The 19395-nt window shown below is 63.7% G+C and carries 15 protein-coding genes; 10 read left to right on the top strand and 5 right to left on the bottom strand.

What is annotated here, in order from left to right; genetic code table 11:
- Positions 1-78: 78 nt before the first annotated feature.
- Positions 79-1053, bottom strand: coding sequence for an adenosylcobinamide-phosphate synthase CbiB (cbiB, locus tag AC1DE3_RS11545; RefSeq protein WP_441509420.1), 975 nt, complete (start codon positions 1051-1053; stop codon positions 79-81).
- Here cbiB and cobD point away from each other — a divergent pair.
- The 3 genes from cobD (at position 1052) to AC1DE3_RS11530 (ending at position 4373) form a co-directional block, all read left to right on the top strand.
- A complete protein-coding gene (gene cobD, locus AC1DE3_RS11540; protein WP_441509419.1) occupies positions 1052-2083 on the top strand; it encodes a threonine-phosphate decarboxylase CobD in 1032 nt (343 codons plus the stop codon). The genes cbiB and cobD overlap by 2 nt on opposite strands.
- Before the next feature lie 81 nt (positions 2084-2164).
- A complete protein-coding gene (locus tag AC1DE3_RS11535) occupies positions 2165-3136 on the top strand; it encodes a D-2-hydroxyacid dehydrogenase (protein ID WP_441509418.1) in 972 nt (323 codons plus the stop codon).
- A gap of 19 nt (positions 3137-3155) precedes the next feature.
- Positions 3156-4373, top strand: a complete 1218-nt coding sequence (locus tag AC1DE3_RS11530) for an MFS transporter (protein WP_476779775.1) — start codon at positions 3156-3158, stop codon at positions 4371-4373.
- Between the two features lie 7 nt (positions 4374-4380).
- Here AC1DE3_RS11530 and AC1DE3_RS11525 read toward each other — a convergent pair whose 3' ends face one another.
- Positions 4381-4908: a hypothetical protein gene (locus AC1DE3_RS11525; protein ID WP_441509416.1), complete on the bottom strand. Its 528-nt coding sequence runs from the start codon at positions 4906-4908 to the stop codon at positions 4381-4383.
- Positions 4909-5067: 159 nt separating this feature from the next.
- Entirely contained in the window at positions 5068-6732 is a 1665-nt protein-coding gene (locus AC1DE3_RS11520) for a GMC family oxidoreductase (RefSeq protein WP_441509415.1), read from the bottom strand.
- A 957-nt stretch (positions 6733-7689) separates the two neighbouring features.
- On the opposite strand from AC1DE3_RS11520, the gene AC1DE3_RS11515 reads away from it, so the two are divergent.
- Positions 7690-8193 carry a class I SAM-dependent methyltransferase gene (locus AC1DE3_RS11515; protein ID WP_441509414.1) on the top strand — a complete coding sequence of 168 codons (504 nt, stop codon included), beginning with the start codon at positions 7690-7692 and terminating at the stop codon, positions 8191-8193.
- Between the two features lie 264 nt (positions 8194-8457).
- Here AC1DE3_RS11515 and AC1DE3_RS11510 read toward each other — a convergent pair whose 3' ends face one another.
- Positions 8458-9267, bottom strand: coding sequence for a hypothetical protein (locus AC1DE3_RS11510; protein WP_441509413.1), 810 nt, complete (start codon positions 9265-9267; stop codon positions 8458-8460).
- A gap of 686 nt (positions 9268-9953) precedes the next feature.
- On the opposite strand from AC1DE3_RS11510, the gene AC1DE3_RS11505 reads away from it, so the two are divergent.
- From AC1DE3_RS11505 to AC1DE3_RS11480, 6 genes are all read left to right on the top strand, one after another.
- Positions 9954-11303 (top strand): nucleotide sugar dehydrogenase, encoded by a 1350-nt coding sequence (locus tag AC1DE3_RS11505; protein WP_441509412.1) that lies wholly within the window; start codon positions 9954-9956, stop codon positions 11301-11303.
- A gap of 117 nt (positions 11304-11420) precedes the next feature.
- Positions 11421-12659: a glycosyltransferase gene (locus AC1DE3_RS11500; RefSeq protein ID WP_441509411.1), complete on the top strand. Its 1239-nt coding sequence runs from the start codon at positions 11421-11423 to the stop codon at positions 12657-12659.
- 49 nt (positions 12660-12708) lie between these two features.
- Entirely contained in the window at positions 12709-14061 is a 1353-nt protein-coding gene (locus AC1DE3_RS11495; protein ID WP_476779809.1) for a glycosyltransferase, read from the top strand.
- A 101-nt stretch (positions 14062-14162) separates the two neighbouring features.
- Positions 14163-15281, top strand: coding sequence for a glycosyltransferase (locus tag AC1DE3_RS11490; RefSeq protein ID WP_441509410.1), 1119 nt, complete (start codon positions 14163-14165; stop codon positions 15279-15281).
- A gap of 221 nt (positions 15282-15502) precedes the next feature.
- A complete protein-coding gene (locus tag AC1DE3_RS11485; RefSeq protein WP_441509409.1) occupies positions 15503-16546 on the top strand; it encodes a glycosyltransferase family protein in 1044 nt (347 codons plus the stop codon).
- Positions 16547-16857: 311 nt separating this feature from the next.
- On the top strand, positions 16858-17964 hold the full coding sequence (locus AC1DE3_RS11480; protein WP_441509408.1) for a class I SAM-dependent methyltransferase: 1107 nt from the start codon (positions 16858-16860) through the stop codon (positions 17962-17964).
- Between the two features lie 175 nt (positions 17965-18139).
- Here the strand turns inward: AC1DE3_RS11480 and AC1DE3_RS11475 are convergent, their stop codons facing one another.
- Positions 18140-19246, bottom strand: coding sequence for a TylF/MycF family methyltransferase (locus tag AC1DE3_RS11475; RefSeq protein ID WP_441509407.1), 1107 nt, complete (start codon positions 19244-19246; stop codon positions 18140-18142).
- Positions 19247-19395: the final 149 nt, after the last annotated feature.

Here is a 19395-nt window from a genome sequence, read left to right as displayed (position 1 = left end):
CTAAAGGGGCTTCGGTGCCTTATTTGCAAGAGATTCTCGGGTCTGCGCGCCGCTCCGCCCGAGAATGACGGGCGGGCGTCAGAGCAGCGCGGCAGCCAGCAGCGCCGCCAGCACCCAAAGCAGGCCGCAAGCGCGCCGGTAGAGCGCAAGCGCGCGCCTGATATCGGCCGCCGTTGCCTCGGCCCGGCCATCGCCCATCCAATGATCGTCGATGCGGGTCTGGCCGTAGACACGCGGCCCGGCGAGACGCAGGCCCAGCGCCCCCGCCATGGCCGCCTCCGGCCAGCCGGCATTGGGCGAGCGGTGCCTGCCGGCATCGCGCCCCACAGCCCGCCAGGCACCGCCGGCATCCGCCGACCGATCGAGCGCCGCCGAGGCAACCAGCAGCAACGCGGTCAGCCGCGAAGCCGGGAGATTGACGAGGTCGTCGAGGCGCGCAGCGGCCCAGCCGAAGGCGATATGGCGCGGCGTGCGGTGGCCGATCATCGAATCGGCGGTATTGATCGCCTTGTAGGCGGTGATGCCCGGTAGCCCGCCAACGCCGAGCCAGAAGGCCGGCGCGACGATGCCGTCCGAGAAATTCTCCGCCAGGCTCTCGATCGCGGCGCGGGCCACCCCCGCCTCGTGCAAACTCTGCGGATTGCGCCCGACGATCATCGACACAGCCGTGCGGCCGCCCTCCAGCCCATCCCGCTCCAGCCCTTCGGCAACGCGCGCGACATGCTCGTAGAGGCTGCGCTGCGCGATCAGCGTCGAGGCGATCAGCGCGAGCGGGATGAGACCGAGCGGTCCGAAGAATAGGCACAGGCGCTGGACCAATGCCGACAATGCGATGGTGACGGCGAGCAACAGCGCCAGCGCCAGCACGCCCATGGCCCTGCGGGTGATGAAGGACGAAGCGTCGCGGTTGAGGGCCCGGTCGAGCATGCCGATCACGCGCCCGATCCAGGTGACGGGATGGCCGATTGCGGCATAGAAGCGCTCGGGATAGCCGAGGGCTGCCTCGATCGTAAGCGCGAGCACGAGCAGCGGCAGGCTGGCGGAGAGGTTCATGCGGGGCGCGGGCAGGGTCGTGGCTGAGGACGGTATCTGGCATGGCGGCGATCTCGCCAGGGCCCGCGCGCTCTTTCCGGATGCGCCGCAGCCCTGGGTCGATCTCTCCACCGGGATCAACCCGATCCCCTATCCGCTTCCGGCGCTGCCGTTAAGCCTCTGGACGCGCCTGCCCGGTGCCGATGACGAGGCGGCGCTGATCGCCGCTGCCCGTGCGGCCTATCGCGTGCCCGATCATGCCGGCATCGTCGCAGCGCCCGGCACGCAGATCCTGATCGAGCTGCTGCCGCGCCTTGCGCCGTCTGGTCCCGTCGCCATCCTCGGCCCGACCTATGCCGAGCACGGCCATGCCTGGCGCAAGGCGGGCTTCTCGGTCGCCGAGGCGGGGCCGCCTGAAGAGACAGCCGCGACCATCGTCGTGGTCAATCCCAACAACCCCGATGGGCGGCAGCTCTCCCGCACCGAACTGGTGAGCCTCGCCGCGCGTTGCGCCAGGCGCGGCGGCCTGCTCGTCATCGATGAGGCGTTCGCCGATTTCACGCCCGAGACCAGCGTCGTGCCGGATTTGCCCGAAGGCGCGATCGTGCTGCGCTCCTTCGGCAAGACTTATGGGCTCGCGGGCCTGCGTCTCGGCTTCGCCATCGGCGCCGCCGACATGATGGCAAGGCTCAAGGCGGCGCTCGGCCCCTGGTCGGTGGCCGGTCCAGCCCTTCATGTCGGCGCCCAGGCTCTGGCGGATGCCGACTGGCTTGCCAGGGCCGGTGAAGCGCGGACGCATGATGCCTCTCGTCTCGACGCGCTGCTCGCGCCGCATGGCCGCATCGTCGGCGGCACCAGCCTGTTCCGGCTGCTCGAGACGCCCGCGGCGCCGGCGCTCTTCGCCCGCCTCGGTCGCCACGGCATCTATGTCCGTCGTTTCCAGAACGCGCCGGTTCGTCTGCGCTTCGGCCTGCCGGGCGACGAGGCCGGCTGGTCGCGCTTGCGGGCGGCGCTGGCCGCCGATGCGCGGGAGGCATCGCCTCCAGCGTGAAGCTTGCATGCGGCGGATGCGGGGACGGGAGCCGGCGCGCCAGCTAACGTCCACCGAAAAGGATTCGGGGAGAGACAACGCATGGCACTCCTGCCGCCGGAAGGCGAACTGACGATCGGCTTCGCCCACGCCGCCTATCAGCTGGGTGACGAGTTCGCGACGCGCGGCCATTCGGCCGGCAGCTTCGAGGTCCGCACCCTCGACGAATTGCGCGAGCGTGCGCCGGAGGCCGATGTGCTCGTCGTTTCCGGCCTGTGGCGCAACGAGCTGCTGCCGCGCCTGCCGAAGCTGCGTTTCATCCAGTCGATCAGCGCCGGTACCGACCAGTTCGACAAGGCGGCGATCGCCGCGGCCGGCGTCCGCCTTGCCAGCGCGCAGGGGAGCAATGAACGGGCGGTGGCGGAGCATGCGATGTCGCTGATCCTTGCGCTCGCCCGTCAGATCCATCTCGCTCGCGACAATCAGGCGAAGCAGCACTGGCGCCCGATGATCGGAGAGCGTGCTCGCCGCGAGGACGAGCTCGGCGGCAAGACATTGGTCGTCGTCGGGCTCGGCCGCATCGGCCAGAGGCTGGCGAAGCTGGCAGATGCCTTCGACATGCGCGTCATCGGCGTGCGGCGCAGCTCCGAGCCTCAGCCTCATGTCGAGGCGGTCGTCCATCCCGAAAAGCTCGAAGAAGCCGTGGCAAACGCGGATTTCGTCGCGCTGACCTGCCCGCTGACGCCCGAGACCGAAGGGTTGGTCGATGCCCGCATCCTCGCGGCGATGAAGCCCTCCGCCTTCCTGGTCAATGTCGCGCGCGGCCGCGTCGTCGACGAGGCGGCGCTGCTCGATGCCCTCGGCAACGGCCGGATTGCCGGCGCCGGGCTCGACTGCGTCCATGAGGAGCCGCTGCCGGCCGCCTCACCGCTCTGGCGCCTGCCGCAGGTCATCGTTACGCCGCACAGCGCCGGAGAGACCCGTGCCTATGAAGGCAATGTGGTCGACATCCTATTCGACAATCTCGCTCGCCTCGCCCGTGGCGAGACGGCGTTGCGCAACCAGATCGTCTGACCGGGAACAGGGGGCGGCCATGCCCTGGCCCAAATTCGGGCGGCCCGGCGGGCCGTCGCTCATTCTCGCGCTCGGCATCACCCAGGTCTTCGGCTACGGCGCGCTGTACTACGCCTTCACGGTGCTGGCGCCGCGCATCACCGCAAGCTTCGGCTGGGCGCCGGAATGGACCTATGGTGGTCTTGCGGCCGGTCTTTTTCTCGGTGGTGCCGTCGCGCCCGTCACCGGCAGCCTGATCGATCGCTACGGCACGCGGCTGGTGATGACCGTGGGCTCCGCGCTGGCCGGTCTCGCACTGCTGGCGCTGGCCGAGGCGCGCGGCATCGTCAGCTATGTCCTCGCCATGGTGGCTCTGCAGGCGGTCACCACCGCGGTCTTCTACGATGCCGCCTTCGCCGCGCTGACGCAGGCGCGCGGCAGCCAGGCGCGCCGCGCCATCAGCCAGCTCACTCTGATCGGCGGCTTCGCCTCGACGCTGTTTTGGCCGCTCACCAGCAGCCTGCTCGCCATTCTCGACTGGCGCGGTGTCTACCGGCTCTATGGCCTCGCGCAGATCCTGGTCTGCATGCCGCTGCATCTCGTCTTTCTGCCTGGGCGGGTGAAACGGCCGCTCTTGGCGCCGGCGGCTCATGCCGCGGCGACAGCCCCGCAGGAGCCGGAAGCGGCCTATCTGACGGGCGATGCCCGTCGCCGCGCCTTTCTGCTGCTGGCGCTGGCCTTTTCGCTGCAGGGCTTCGTGGTCTCGGCCATGGCCGTGCACATGCTGGCCCTGCTCCAGGGCTTCGGGCTCAGTGCCGCCGTCGCGGTCGGCCTCGGCGCCATGCTCGGGCCGTCTCAGGTCGCCGGGCGCCTCGCCGAGATGCTGTTCGGCCGCGCGCTCTCGCCGGTCACCACCGCCTGGGTCTCGGCCTGGCTGATGCCCTTGGGCCTTGGGCTTCTCCTGGTCGGCGGCTCGCTCCCGGTGGTCGCGGGCCTCTTCGCCATCGCCTTCGGCATCAGCATGGGGCTGAGCTCGATCGTGCGCGGCACCGTTCCGCTCCAGCTCTTCGGCCCGGTCGGCTTCGGCGCCACGATGGGCAAGCTCTCGGCGCCCGGCCTCGTGATCAAGGCGGCGGCGCCGCTCGTCTTCGCCGTTTCGCTGCAGCGCGGCGGCGTCACGGTCTCGACGTTGCTGCTGATCGCCTTCTCCGCTCTTGCGGCGACAGCGCTCGTCCTGCTGGCGCGCAGCCGGCGCTAGCGCGCTCTCAGGCGACGAGCCCCTGCCACCACCGCCGGGCGGCGTTGCGTGTGCGGATGGCGAAGCCATAGGCGGCCGAGGCGCGAACCCAGCCAAGCACCTGATCGCGCACGCGCACCACCTGCCCCATGATCCAGGCGAACCAGCGATAGCTCAACAGCTTCTCGCGGCCGGCATGGTAGATGCGCTCGACGAAGACGAAGCTCATCAGATGCGCGAAGGCCGTCACCACGAGCCCGGCCCAGAACTGCCCGCGCGCGAACAGCAGCAGGCCGACGAGCTTCAGCGGCTCGGCGATGGCGAAGGGGATCGCCAACGCCAGAAGGACGAGTGGACGCGGCAGCCCGGCGACAATCTCCTCAAGCCTGCGCATGACACGCAGGCCCGCGAGCCTGCGGATCAGCGGCCGGTAGAGCGGCCGCAGCAACTCGTCGAGGACGATGAAGACGGTGAGGACCGCGCGCAGTGCCGCAAGCAGCCCGCGCTTCAGCGGGCCGCGCTCCGGGGCGGGCGGGGGCGGGATTTTGTTGGACATTGCTGCCAGACTCATTGGCCCGAATTTATGGCATTTCGATGCAGCGCGCTGCTCGCATCGCGAGGAGCTCCAGCTGAGAAGCGATCCAGGAGGGCAGGGTGAAAGGTTCTCGCCCGGATCGCTTCGCTCCGCTCGCAAATGACGGTTCAGTTGCCCGCTCTAACCGCGCGCATCCTCTTTCAGCATCGCCACGCCCTTCTCGGCGATCATCATGGTCGGGTTGGCGGTATTGCCGGAGGTGATGGTCGGCATCACCGAGGCGTCGATGACGCGAAGGCCCGAGACGCCGCGCACGCGCAGCCGCTCGTCCAGCACGGCGCCCGGATCGTCGTCGGCACCCATCTTCGCCGTGCCGACCGGATGGAAGATCGTGGTGCCGAGCTTGGCGGCCGCCTCCAGCAGCGCTTCGTCGGACTGAGCCGTGTCGCCCGGCAGATATTCCTCAGGCAGGAAGCGCGCCAGCGGCTGCTGCGCCACGATTCGGCGCGTCAGTTTCAGCGCGTCGATCGCGACCTGCCGGTCTTCCTCGGTATCGAAGTAGTTCGGCGAGATCACCGGGTTGTCGAACGGACCGGCGGACCGCAGATGGATGCTGCCCCGGCTCGTCGGCCGGAGATTGCAGACGCTGGCGGTGAAGGCATCGAACGGGTGCAGGCCGGAACCCCAGCTGTCGAGCGAGAGCGGCTGGAAATGATATTGCAGATTGGCTGTCTCATAGCGCGGTGACGATTTGGCGAAGGCGCCGACCTGCGAGGGCGCCATCGTCAGCGGCCCGGAACGCAGGGCTGCCCATTGCAGCGCCATCAGCGGCCGGCGCCAGATCCTGGCGTAGTCGCTGTTCAGCGTCTTGACGCCGTGGACTTTGTAGACCGGCCGGATCTGGAGATGGTCCTGCAGATTCTCACCGACGCCGGGGGCGTCGACCAGCGTGTCGATGCCGAGGCCCTGCAGCCGCGCACCGGCGCCGATGCCGGAGCGTTCGAGCAGAAGCGGGGAGGCGACCGCGCCGGCCGAGAGCACGACCTCGCCGCCCACCTCGACCCGCAGCTTCTCTTCGCTGGGGGTGCCCAGGCCATGGGTGAACTCGACCGCTTTCGCCCGGCCGTCCTCGAAGACGATGCGCTCGACATGGACGCGCGTCTCCAGCCGGAGATTGGTGCGCTCGCGCTGGTCGAGCAGCGGCTTCAGGAAGGCGCGATAGGCGCTGAGGCGGCGTCCACGCCGCTGGTTCACCTGGAAATAGGAGGAGCCTTCATTATCGCCGGTGTTGAAATCCGGAATCTTGGCGATGCCCGCTGCCTCCGCCGCATCGCGGATGGCGTCGAGGATCGCCCAGCGCACGCGCGGATGCTCGACGCGCCATTCCCCGCCGGCCTTGTGCATCCCGCCGGGCGACGGCGCGATATGATCCTCGTGTTTCAGGAAGTACGGCAGCACGTCGTCCCAGCCCCAGCCGGTCAGGCCGCGCTGGCGCCAGCCGTCATAATCGGCGGCCTGGCCGCGCATATAGACCATGGCGTTGATGGCCGAGGAGCCGCCGACGACCTTGCCGCGCGGATAGGCCAGCGCCCGCCCGCCGAGGCCGGGCTGGGGCTCGGTCTGGAACAGCCAGTCGGCGCGGGGGCTGCCGATGGCGAAGAGATAGCCGACCGGAATGTGGAGCCAGATCCAGTCGTCCATGCCGCCGGCTTCCAGCACCAGAACCTTGGCCTCCGGATCGGCCGCGAGCCGGTTCGCCACCACGCAGCCGGCCGAGCCCGCACCGATGACGACGTAGTCGAAGGTGCCGATCAGGCGGCGGGCGGTGGAGGCGACGTCAGGCATGGCGTGTCCAGGGGCTTCGCTACCTGCCCGTTTTGTCGGCAGTCGGGAGCAATCTGGCATAGGTCGGAGTGCGGTGTCAGTCGGTGAAAACGCACAGCTCGTTGGCGGCGATTGAGGCGCTATCGATTTGCGTGCTCGCGGGCGTTCTCCGAGGCGATTGCTTAGGACAGATTAGGGTCGTCGCATTCTCCCGTTCGAAGGTAGGTCCGTCGACCCAGATGCGGTGGAGAATTACGGGGTCTTGCTTGCAATTGCGACCGCGTCGTTTTCATGCCGATCCGTTTTGATGCGCGACTCCGCGGCTAGACAGCATCACGCCGCGTTTTTGTCGTGAGCCGGGCGTTGATCCCAAAATAGCTGAGCGCGGAGTGCAGTCTGCTTGCGAAAGCACGGCGCTCCTACCAATTGCTGGCAGGCATATTGTCCAACTCAGTGGGTACTCCATTTGCCGACTTACGGCGTCCAAAACTTGCGTGCCGAAACACACCTGGTCGCCCTTTTTTAATCCCGCCTATCGCTCGAAACCGCGCAATCGCAAAGTTCCTCACTGAGAAACGCATACTACGCTACAACTACTTCTGGACATTTGCCTCGGATATTGAACGGTTGTCGCGCGCCCCGCCGAACGGATTTGGGCGCCGTTTAGTCTTATTTGGAGGCTTTCGCTCGTGCCAGTGCAAACTCTGGCTCACTTGGTAGGCCACTTGCCTACGCCGCTGCGCAGGTCGTTGCGGCGGGCCATCGGCGGCGAAGGCCATGCTCAACACTGGACGCACACTCTCTGGGCTTGGCACCGGGCCCGAGGCGAAAAGCGCATCGACCGAATTGGCCCTGGGCTCGCCGCCTCGATTAGAGACACATGTGGCTCCGTTGAAGGCCGTTCCTGCCTTGAATTCGGCCGTGGGCACTTGCGCTCGGAGGCGCTGGTCTTCTGGCTCGCGGGGGGGCGCGTGAGTCGTGGCTGTCGACTATTTCTCCCTCTTGCACCTGCATTTCGCGCGCCGCGCGTTTACGTCTGCCGACCGCGATGTGTTGCTGGCCGCTTTGGCGCCGGCGGCGTCGGGGGCGACCGTTGCGGAACGCATCACAGAGCAGGGGATCGACTACCTGGCCCCGGCTGATTTTGGCCGGGAGACGGAATTCGCCGGCACCTTCGATCTCATTCACTCCGCCACGGTGTTGGAGCATCTGCCGCTCGCCGATGTCAGAGCCATCGTCGCCAACACGCAGGCCGCGCTACGCCCGGGTGGGGTTGCCTTGCATGCCATCCATCTTGAAGACCATCTCGATTACCGACATAATCCGCATGCCTTTCTTGCAGTCGACACCGACTGGCGGGAAAGCGATGCGGATGCACGCGGAAATCGGCTACGTGCATCAGATTGGCTACGAATCTTCCGATCGATGCCGGCTGCGCAGGTCGAGGTTCTGTGGGATGCCGTACGCGAAGACGCCCCATAGCCGAGCGTTCTTGATGCAGTGTTCGCGAATTACGCAGAACGTGATCTCCGTATTGGCGGGATCATGCTTGCGGGCCGCTCCAGCACCGAGGCTTCCGAGCAACTGCCCGTCAAATGAAGAGCTGGCTTACGGCGCATGGCTGAGCACGGCGCGCGGCGCGGCGTCCTCGCGCGCTACGATCTACAACTATTGCGATCATAGCTTCGGAAAGCCCGATGGCCGGGCCTACGGTCGCGCGCTAGAACGCCCTTCTAGTGAGCAAGCTCACAAGAGACGCTGCAATTCCTGGATTAGCTCTGCTTCGACCTGCTCGGCAATCGGCGCTCGATAATGGGTTCTATCGAAAAAGTTCTTGGGGGTTTTCGTGAGGGCATCCGCCTTTCTGCGGTCAATGAATATTCCGCGGTGAAGAGACTCGGCGAAGTTCTTGAAGGCGCGCTTGCACAGTCCCTCGGAGATCAGCTCGGCGCCTCCTTGTGGCAGCGTTTCGGCCCAAACGGGGAGCATAATCAGCGCGACGGCCACATCGGGTGGTGCCAGCGATAGAGTTTGCTGAAGTAATCCCAAGGCGGGATAAGTTCCGGACAAGTTGGTCGAGTGAATCCAAGGCTTGGAAAGCTCGGAGCGAATCTTCTCTTCGTCCCATTTATAGTCCAGTTCGAGATCCCAAAAACCGCGAGGATCAGGCGGCCGCGCGACGGATCTCTCGGAGTTGGTGAAGCGCTGTACCGCCTGCTCCACACTGTCGTAGCGAAACAGCTTTGCCGCATACGACAATGAACTGTCGCTGATGAGCCAAGTGGGAAGCGCAGGCTCCTCCACATATTTTGGCGATTGTCGGCACCAAACATCGTCGATGCCGACGACGATCAGCCTTGGCGGCGCTTTTCGATGGGTGAGGAACCACTTCAGCAGTTGCAACTCGGGTTGAACCGACGCTCCTGGAAGAGTCAGAGATACGAACTCCAGCCTGGTCTTGGTGGAGAGCCGATGGGGCGATAGAGGAGCAACATGGGAGTTACCGATGATCGCTGCATCGAACCGATCATTTCGGCCGAGGCTGGCGATTGCCATCCGCGTTGATATCGACGACAGCGGTCGCTTACCGAAGGTCGCGAAGCGACCCGTATCATACGGATCCGCCATCAAGGTGAAAAGCCATGTGGCTGCGACCGCAACGGCAATAGTTACAAGTATAGTCGCCGAGAAGCGGCTCCAAGATTGTTGCATTCGTACCATACTCGATCGGCCCAACTGGCCCCCAACTGTTCGACCACCGGACGTTCGGGGCCGGCATTCCTAGTTCGGAGACTGCGCTCCTCGATCGAACATTTTTTACCGTGGAACCCCAAACGAAGGAAGGCGCTGYGCCTACGTCTGCGCAATCCTATTGATTTCGCTCGTACCGCCTGCTTGGCAGGCTTGGCGAACTTTCGCCAGCAGCGATCCGTCATTTTCAGCCGATACCGTGCGCATGACCAATTTGGCCGTTGCCCTCAATCTTGTATGGCATAGGTCGGAACGGTGTCTCAGCGCGTGGGGCCGCACATCCGGACGGCTTGCCTACGGTTCATCTTTGCTCGAAAGCCAATCGCGAGTCGCCGCGCCGGAAGCAAGTTACGGACCCAGCATACTTGTCATGGCCGCGAGGATGTGGCCGAAAGTGGGTTGCTAGGCGTTCGCATGCATCCATTTCGCGAGGAGCAGCAACGGGTGCCCAGCATCGAAACTCCTGCTGTGTCCGTCTGAGAATGATCGCTATGAATGAAATTCTGCCGGATGAGGCGGCGAAGAGGCTGCTGCAGCGCGTGCGCGACCGTAGCTTTCGAGTTGGTGTCATCGGCCTGGGGTATGTCGGCGTCCCGCTCGCCTTGGCTGCTCTCCGTGCCGGATTCGACGTACTCGGTTTCGATATCAACCCTGCAAGGGTGTCCGAGCTCAACGCGGGCAGAACCGGGATCAAGCATATTCAAGCCGACGATCTCGCCATGGCCGCGAGGGCAGGGCGCTTTCTCGCCACGGACGATTTTTCGCGGCTGGATGAGCCGGATGGCCTTATTATCTGCGTGCCGACACCGCTCACGCGCCACCGCGAGCCGGATCTCAGCTTCGTCGTCCAGACCGCGGAAGCCATCGCGGGACGTTTGCGAAAGGGGCAGTTCATCGCGCTGGAGTCCACGACGTATCCGGGGACGACCGAGGAAATCCTCAAGCCGATTCTCGAACGAACCGGGTTAAAAAGCCAGAAGGATTTCTACCTGGCCTTCTCGCCCGAGCGGGAAGATCCGGGCAACCTGCGCTTTGGAACCGCCTCGATACCCAAGGTCGTCGGCGGCGATGGTCCCGAGGCGCTCGCGATAGCGCAGGCGTTGTATGGCGAATTCGTCGTTCAGACCGTGCCGGTCTCGTCGACCTCCGTTGCAGAAGCCGTGAAGCTGACGGAGAACATCTTTCGCTCGGTCAATATCGCGCTCGTCAATGAGCTGAAATTGATCTACGCGGCGATGGGCATCGATATTTGGGAGGTTATTGAGGCCGCCAAAACCAAACCATTCGGCTTCATGCCGTTCTATCCCGGCCCTGGGTTGGGCGGGCACTGCATCCCGATCGATCCATTCTATCTTTCATGGAAGGCCCGAGAATACGGGATCACGGCCCGCTTCATCGAACTGGCGGGCGAAATCAACACGGCCATGCCGCACCTTGTGGTCGAACGGCTCGCGCAGGGGCTGGATCAGCGTTTCGCGCGCGGACTGAACGGAGCGCGGATTCTCGTCTTCGGCGCCTCCTACAAGAAGAACGTCGATGACATGCGCGAAAGCCCGTCATTGCGCCTGATCGAGCTGATCGAGCAACGCGGCGCCCAGACGTCCTATCACGATCCGCATGTTCCGATCATTCCGCAGACCAGGGAGCACGGGGGCCTAGCCGGGCGCCGATCCATTGACCTCGCCCCCGGTACGATAGGCGATTTCGATGCCGTTCTCATCGCGACAGACCACGACGCCGTCGATTACAAAAGACTCGTCACGGAAGCTCGTCTGGTTATAGACACGCGTAATGCTTGCGAGCGGCACGGCGTCTTGGCTGCTAACGTGATCAAAGCCTGACGAGTTCTGCCACGCGAGGTCTGACTGATTGTCGACTTCGGCATGCGAGGTTCCTGCCGTTGACCGTGCTGTCGGGCGGGTGCTATGCGCTCGCTGCGCCGGTTGGGTTGAGGCGTCTTGGCCTTTCAGGATGTAGTACGCAGTATAATGAAGCGCTTAGCGATTGTCACAACTGCGGTGCCGCCCTCCGCCAGCGGTCAGGCGCGGGTGCTGGGCGCGCTTCTGGCACAAGAGCGCGGCGAGTCACGCCATCTTTTTCTATCCGATCAGCTTCATGCGCGCGACGCAGGCGAAGCTGGATTTGGGGTTTACGTCGCCTTGTCGCCGCCGAGATTCCAGATCATGCGGACTCTCGGAAATGAACATATCCAGCGGTTCAATAATTTCGCCGGGCTGGTGCGGGACGTTTGGGCACGCGCGGGCGAAATCGTGGCTGCCGTCAAGAGGCACCCGGTGCAGATGATCGTTGGATGCAGCGGCAACCCCTTCGATCTGCCGGCTGCTGCCATCGCTGCAAGGCGTTTGCATCTCCCCTTTGTAGCCTATCTGTTCGATGATCCGGTCTATCAATGGGAGGAGGGTCCCTACCGCAGTCTGGCCCGGTTCTGGGAAAGGCGGTGGGCCGTGGCTGCGGCGAAGGTGATCGTTCCGAATGAGGTGCTGGCCCAGGATGTGCGCGCCCGCGTTCCTAAAGCCTCCATTGCCATCGTCCGCAATCCGGTGGATCTGGCGCGGATCGAGCATGGGGAGATCGGTCCGGACAGCGCGGCGCAGGAAGTCCCCCTGCCGAGTGCGCAATCTCCCTGGACGGTGCTGTACACCGGTTCAGTTTATAGCGCGCAGGCGAGCGCGTTCCGGAATCTGATCGGTGCGCTGGAGCGGGCCGAGGGGCGCTTTCATCTTCATGTCCACACGGCGCAGAGCGAAGTGCAGCTTCGGTACAACGGTCTTGTTGGCCCCTTCGTTCGCCGTTTTGACCACTTGCCGCAGGAGCAGGCGCTCGTGCGGCAGCGCGAGGCCGACATTTTGTTTTTGCCGCTTGCTTTCGAATCTCCGATCCCTGAGGTCGTACGTTCATCGGCACCCGCCAAAGTCGCGGAATATCTCGCCTCGGGACGGCCTGTCGTGGTTCACGCGCCGCGAGGGTCGTTCGTATCGTCGTTTTTCACGGAGCGCGAGGCGGGGCTGGTGATCGATCAACCGGATGTCGAGACACTCGCACAGGCCCTGACTCGGTTGAGCGAAGATGCGACCCTGCGGGCCAATCTCGTCGCCAACGCGCGGGTCGCGGCGAAGGAATTTGGTGTCGATCGCGCCCGTGCGGCCTTTTCGGCCGCGCTTGGCGAGGTCGCATAGAATGAAGCCTTTGTCGGGCGGAAGACGCCCCCGCATCCTATTCGTGGCGATGCATCATTCCGTGCATGCGGCACGTTGGATCGAAGCTCTTCTGGACGCGGACTTCGACTTGCACTTGTATCCGGTCGACCCCGCTCCCCCACACGCTTACATCCGCGGCCTGACTCTACATCGACCGACGCCGGCATCCCCTGTCGCCGCACCGTCGGTTTCGATCAGCCGGCGGGTGGCACGCTTTCTTCGGCATGTTCTCCAGGATCCGTTGGACGCGATCCGCCTGCTGCGCGAGAAACTCGCCCGCCATGCGGCCTCGACGCCCGCGCCGGAGCCGCGGCCGCGCGCTGGAGACCCTCTTCGCGTTCGCCCGGTTCCGTTCGATGGCGACGATCCGCAGGCACGGGTGCGGCTCGGTCGCCCCGACGAAAGCGAGGAAACCATTATGGCGCTTCACGGTCCGCAGATGCTGGCCAAAGTGATCGCCGAGGTGCAGCCGGACCTCATCCACTCGCTGGAATTCCAGCACAACGCCTACCTTGTGCTGGCAGCGCGCGATCTCATGCTCGCGGCAGATCCGTCCCGTGGCTTCCCGCGTTGGCTGGCGACGAACTGGGGCAGTGACATCTATTACTTCGGTCGGGACGAAGCGCATGCGCGCCAGATTCGGCGGGTATGCGAGGCGGTCGACCTCTATTCGTGCGAATGTCGGCGCGATCTCGCGCTTGGGCGCAGCTTCGGCTATCAGGGCCCGGAATTGCCGGTTCTGGCCAATTCCGGTGGCATCGATGTCGACGCCGCCCAGCGCCTGCGCAGCCAAGTCCCCCCATCGCAGCGCAAGCTCATCATGGTCAAGGGCTACGACCACTTTGCCGGCCGCGCCATGGTCTCTCTTGCCGTGCTCGAGCGTTTCGCCGACCGCTTGAAAGACTATGAGATCGTCATGTTTTCGGTCGGTTCCCGTCCTCGCGTCCGTGCACTCGAATTGAAGGCCGCCGGTATCCTCAATATCCGCGTCATCGATATCGCCACGCATGACGAGATTTTGGAATGCTTCGGACGTGCTCGAGCATATCTGGCCGTTAGCATATCCGACGGAATCTCGACCTCGGTGCTCGAGGCGATGCTGATGGGTGCCTTTCCAATTCAGACCAATACGTCTTGTTGTGAGGAATGGTTCGTGCAGGGGGAGACCGGTTTCGCCGTTTCTCCCGACGATTTCGATGAGATTTGTACGCAGTTCGAACGCGCGCTAACGGACGACGCCCTGGTCGACGAAGCGGCGATACGCAATCTCGATATCATACGGTCCCGCCTCGATCAGACTGTCATGACACCGGCCATCCGAGACTTCTATCGTCAAGCGCTCGGCATGCCGTCCCGTCACGAGGGGAGTGAACCCCGCTGAAAGTCCTCCAGGTCAACGCAAGCGATGTCGTCGGCAGTCGTTTCAATAATTTCGACATTCGCCATCTGCTCGCCGCGGAAGGCATCGATTCGACGCATCTTGTGTGGAGCAAGCTGAGCGACAGCCCGGACTCCCGGCTCTTCTTCGACGTGCCCGGCGCGCGCCTGGCCAACAGGGCCATCAACCGGATCGAATCCAGACTGTCGATCCATTCGCGGCTGCAATGGCAGGCTTATACGCTGGCGTTGTCGAAAGCCTATCGCGAGGCCGATCTGGTCCATTTCCACATCGTCCATGACGGCTATTTCAGCCTGGACGCCCTGCCTTGGCTAACGCGCGGCAAGCCGAGCGTATGGACCTGGCACGATCCCTGGCCGATGACCGGCCATTGCATCTACTCCCTGGAATGCGAGCGGTGGCTGGATGGTTGCGGGCGGTGCCCGTCGCTCGACCTGCCCTTCGCTATGCGCAAGGATCGCACGGCCGAGCAGTTTGCCTGGAAGAAGCGCATCGTCGCCAAAAGCCGCGCGCAGATCGTCGTCGCCTCACGCTACATGCGCGACATGGCTGCACGGTCCCCTATCGCCGCGGGCAAAAACATCGAGGTTATTCCGTTCGGCATCGATCTCACACGCTTCCGACCCGTCGATCCAGAACCGGCGCGGTCCCGTCTGGGAGTCCTGCCCGGCAGGCTGGTGCTCGGCGTGCGTGCTTTTGCCGACAGCCCGTTCAAGGGGTTCGAATATGTCGTCGAGGCGTTGCGGCAGCTACCCGACACGGGCGTCCCTCTGACCATTCTGACGACCCACGGCAAAGGGCACCTCAACGAGTTTATCGGGCGTCATCAGATCATCGATCTCGGCTGGGTCAATGACAATGCGACCATAATGGATACCTTCGCTGCGACGGATATTTTCCTGATGCCCTCGACGGCCGAAGCCTTCGGCATGATGGCGATCGAGGCACTCGCCTTCGCCAAGCCGATCATTGTCTTTGAGGGCACTTCGCTGCCCGAGGTTGCGGGAGCGCCGGATGTTGCGATCGCCACCCCGATGCGGGATGCGGCCTCGCTAGCTGCAGCGATTGAACGCCTCGTCGGGTCGCCCGACGAGCGCGAGCGGCGGGGCGCTGCGGGCAGACGCTGGGCCGAAGCGCATTACAGCGACGTCGATTTCACGCGCAAGATGTCGGCGCTCTATCGAAAGGTTGTGCAGGGATGACGCGGGAGGCTCCGAAGAAGCGTATCCTTCTCCTGACCGACATCCCACCATGCAGCAATCTAACTGCGGGGATCGTGACGGCGCAGATGTGCCGCTTCCTGCCGAAAGATGAGCTTGCGATCTTCTGCGTCATGAATCCGCATCTTCAGCCGAAGCGCTACGACGATCTAGCGGGCATCGAGATGAAGACTGTCCGCAAGCCCACCGAATTGCAGAGCCGGGTGCTGCGCGGCATCAGGGTGGGGAGAGCGGGTGCGGCGGCGATCGAGGCGATGAGGCGCATAGCCTTGCCCCGCCGCCTCATCCGCCAAGCGATCGACTACGGCCGGGTGGTAGGTGCGACCGATCTGTGGGCGATTCTCCAGGGGCAGACGATGGTGCGTATCGCCGCGCCTGTGGCGCGGGGGCTCGGCGTGCCGTTGCGCGTTCACGTCTGGGACCCGCTGCGCTGGTGGCTCGACGCCCACGGGGTCGACCCGGTCAATCGCCAGCTCGATCTCGCGATGTTCGATCGCACCTTGCGGCAGGCGGCGAGCTGTGCCGCGGCATCGGACCCGATGGCGCGGCACTATGAGGAGACCTATGGCGTCCCCTCGACAGCGGTCATCGCCTCGATCGACCCGGCGCTCGCCCAAGCGCCGCCGCCGAAGCTTGTCAGCGACGACAGCGTCGTCATCGGCATGGTCGGCCAGTTCTATGCCAGCGAGGAGTGGGCACAACTGGTCGCAGCCCTCAAGATCGCAAAGTGGCGGGTCGGTGAACGGAAGGTCGTTTTAATGACGTTCGGCCACGAGCGACCGCCAAACGACGTTCCTGATGAGCATCTCAGGTTCATGGGCTGGATGGATCAACCTGACGTGATCCGAACGATCGCCCGGCATTGCGACATCGCCTATTGCCCCTATCCTTTCGCGGAAAGGATGGCGGAGGTCTCGCGTCTCAGCTTTCCGTCGAAGGTTCCCACCTATCTGGCGGCGGGGCGGCCGATCCTGTTTCACGGCCCGTCTTACTCGGCGCCTTACGCCTATTTGAAGGAACGGCGCGCAGCCTATCTCTGCCGTGACCTTCTGCCGTCGGCGGTCTATAACGGCCTCGCCCATCTGGTCGAGGATCGCGCGCTGTATGAGGCGACGGCGTTGGCCGCGAGACGGGCATTTCTCGCCGATTTCACCCTGCCGCAGATGGAGCGTGTGGTGCGCCGGTTTCTTGGTTACAAAGATGGCGAGGCGGAAGCAGGCCCAAGCATCGGGGACCGAGGCGTCTGACGATGGGCGGCGCTGATGTTGAGGCGGCGGCGATAGTTTGCTATCCGGGTTAAGTGACCAAAGCGGCGAGTTTTGCGAAGCTCACGGGTACGCGAGAAACGCGCCGTACCCGACTGCGATAGCCCTGACCTTCTTGAGCTTGTTGAAGAAGCTCCAGGCTCAATGCCGTCGAAGCCCTGAGCCAGGCTGCACTTCATCAGAGCGGCAATCGCCTTGCCTTTTGATCCAGCTTTGTGGAACTCTGAGCTCTCCGAGCGACGAAGCTTGAATTTCTCCTGCGTACGACAGTTGCTTCGGCCTTCGATAACAGGATGCGAGTAATTGTGATGGTATTGCGTCGGATCGCTCGCGACACTGCCCGCCTCTTTCCGCCCTTTCGTCGCCTGCATGATTTTGCCCTGCAGGCCGAGACAGGGAGAATAGCAGCGAGGCAGGAAGCGGACAGGTTGGCTGCGGAGCTAAACGCGTTGCTTGCGCAGTCGGATGCGGAAGGGCGGACGAGCGCAACTGCACACTACGGGTTGCATTCAAAGCAGGATGCAATCGGCTCTGGTCCCGGGGTCTCGGCCGAAGAAAGCGACCGCAACGCGCATTGGCTATATCTCAAGAACCGCCGTCAGCTCATTGAACTGGACTTTCCGGTTACTCCAAAAGTGCGCCATGGCTATGGTCAGCCACCTGAGCCGCTCATGCTGGCTCGGCTAAAGGCTTGCTCGCATCAATTTGCTTCGCAAATGCGCACGATGCTCCCTTTGCTGGAGCCGATGCTGACGATCCCGAGCAATCCTGTTGCGGATGCAACTGAACCGAATTGGGTTAATCCGGCTTTCCCTGCCCTGGACGCGATGGCGCTCTATGGAATGATAGCGCTCCACAAGCCGCGGCGCCTGATCGAGATTGGTTCGGGCTTTTCCACCAAATTTGCCAGGCGCGCGATCCGCGATCATCGCCTTGACACGCAACTGATATCAATTGATCCGGAGCCGCGTACCGAAATCGACGCAATTTGCGATGAAGTAATTCGAGCGCCGCTTGAGGATGTTCCTATCGAATTTTTCGAGAAAGCTACGTCAAGCGATATGATATTTTTCGACGGTAGTCACCGGTCTTTTCAGAATAGCGATGTAACCGTATTTTTTAACGAAATACTCCCCCGTCTCAAGAGCGGAACCGTATTTGGAATACATGACGTATTCCTGCCGGACGACTACCCGGCTGCGTGGTTGGAATGGTATTTCAATGAACAGTATCTACTGGCCTGCTGGCTGCTTGCCGGTGATAAGTTGAGGCCCGATTTCGCCGCCTATTTTATTGGCGAGACGCCAGAGCTTCACGCGATCTTCTCATCCATGTGGCGCCATCCGAATCTTGATGGCGCAAACCACAAAGGGGGAGCCTTTTTCGCGACGATTTCCTGAGAGGCGTCATGCTGTCGCCTGCCTAAGGGAAATGGCGAGGGCGCTGGTGCCAAACGCTTGGTGCCCAAAGAGGACTCGGCATCGGATCGAAAAGCGGCTTCCACTTTTCAATCCGATGCTAAAAGGCACGGTCAGCGTCGAATGCTCGCCTCGCGCTGTGAAACCGCGTCATGCTTCATAGGGGAACACGCCACCAGACCGCAGCGCCGTCCACGGGCTCCATTGGCGCTTCGATGCCATGCTGACCACGAAAATCATGGATCGCCTTGGCACAGGGCTCGAGCACATAATCGTCCACGATGACGAAGCCTCCCGGCGATACTTTGTGATAGAGCGCGTTGAGCGCATCCATCGTGCTCTCATACATGTCGCCGTCGAGGCGCAGCACCGCCAGCCGGTCTATCGGCGCGGCGGGAAGCGTGTCCTTGAACCAGCCTTCAAGAAAGACGACTTGCTCGTCGAGCAACCCGTAGCGGCGGAAATTGCCGGAGACGGCCTCACGGGAAATAGCGAGCTGCCCATAGGTGTGGTGGGTGTCGCCAGTATCGGCCGGATTGTGAGCTGAGTCGGGTTCGGGCAGGCCGCGGAAACTATCGGCGACGAAGACCTTGCGATCCTTTGCGCCATAAGCCTCGAAGATTCCCTTAGCGTAGATGCAGGCGCCACCCCGCCATACGCCGGTCTCGATGAAATCGCCGGGAACGCCTTCTTCCAACGCCCGTGTCGCCAGCATCCGCAGATTGCGCATGCGCGCGGTTCCGATCATCGTGATCGCCTGCTCGGGCCAGTCGCGGCCGATGGCGCGCAGCGACGGGTCGAACTTCCGCTCCGTCCAGGGTGCCTGCGAAGCATCCTCGATCAGCAGGCCGGTCAGCGACGCTTCCAGCAGGTCGAGGTAGAGCTCCGCGGCGCGCCCATCGCCGCCAAGGCTGGCGCCGTCGCCGCGCAGCCGGCGCCCGAGGCGAGCGACAGCTTCCTCCTGACGCGCACTCACGCCGAGGATCTGGGCGGAGACATTGTCCAGCTTCAGATATGTGGAATCGTGATAGGCGCCGATCCGCTGGAGCAAATGGTTGACTTGGTCCTCCAGCGTCGCCTTCGCGGCCAACTGCTCGACCAGGGCGTTACGCTCCTCTGCAGACTTGCGCGCGGTCTCGCGCCAGGCGTCGCGCTCTTCGGCGGCCTTGCGAGCTGCCTCGCGCAAATCGTCGCGCTTGCGCGCTTCCTCGCGCAAAATTGGAAGACGGCGCAAAAGGCTGCTGGTGAAAGAAGATTGCGTCACTGGACTACCCATCGCTGCGCACCCAACCCTGCGGAAAATCGAGCGCTCGCATCATCAACCCGGCGGAGAAAGACCAAACTTTCGACGCCACTCGTGGATTACAAAATATTGTCAGTTCCATACAACCCATTGCCGAGATCCTGAATCCA

The sequence above is a fragment of the Allobosea sp. 10L417 genome (genome assembly GCF_056395485.1).
This window is presented reverse-complemented; position numbering and strand designations above follow the sequence as displayed.

Coding starts and splice junctions, on each gene's coding strand:
- AC1DE3_RS11520 (WP_441509415.1), bottom strand. CDS start 6,732: ATGCCTGACGTCGCCTCCACCGCCCGCCGCCTGATCGGCACCTTCGAC.
- cbiB (WP_441509420.1), bottom strand. CDS start 1,053: ATGAACCTCTCCGCCAGCCTGCCGCTGCTCGTGCTCGCGCTTACGATC.
- cobD (WP_441509419.1), top strand. CDS start 1,052: ATGCGGGGCGCGGGCAGGGTCGTGGCTGAGGACGGTATCTGGCATGGC.
- AC1DE3_RS11530 (WP_476779775.1), top strand. CDS start 3,156: ATGCCCTGGCCCAAATTCGGGCGGCCCGGCGGGCCGTCGCTCATTCTC.
- AC1DE3_RS11510 (WP_441509413.1), bottom strand. CDS start 9,267: ATGGCAATCGCCAGCCTCGGCCGAAATGATCGGTTCGATGCAGCGATC.
- AC1DE3_RS11495 (WP_476779809.1), top strand. CDS start 12,709: ATGCATCATTCCGTGCATGCGGCACGTTGGATCGAAGCTCTTCTGGAC.
- AC1DE3_RS11525 (WP_441509416.1), bottom strand. CDS start 4,908: ATGTCCAACAAAATCCCGCCCCCGCCCGCCCCGGAGCGCGGCCCGCTG.
- AC1DE3_RS11505 (WP_441509412.1), top strand. CDS start 9,954: ATGAATGAAATTCTGCCGGATGAGGCGGCGAAGAGGCTGCTGCAGCGC.
- AC1DE3_RS11480 (WP_441509408.1), top strand. CDS start 16,858: ATGCGAGTAATTGTGATGGTATTGCGTCGGATCGCTCGCGACACTGCC.
- AC1DE3_RS11535 (WP_441509418.1), top strand. CDS start 2,165: ATGGCACTCCTGCCGCCGGAAGGCGAACTGACGATCGGCTTCGCCCAC.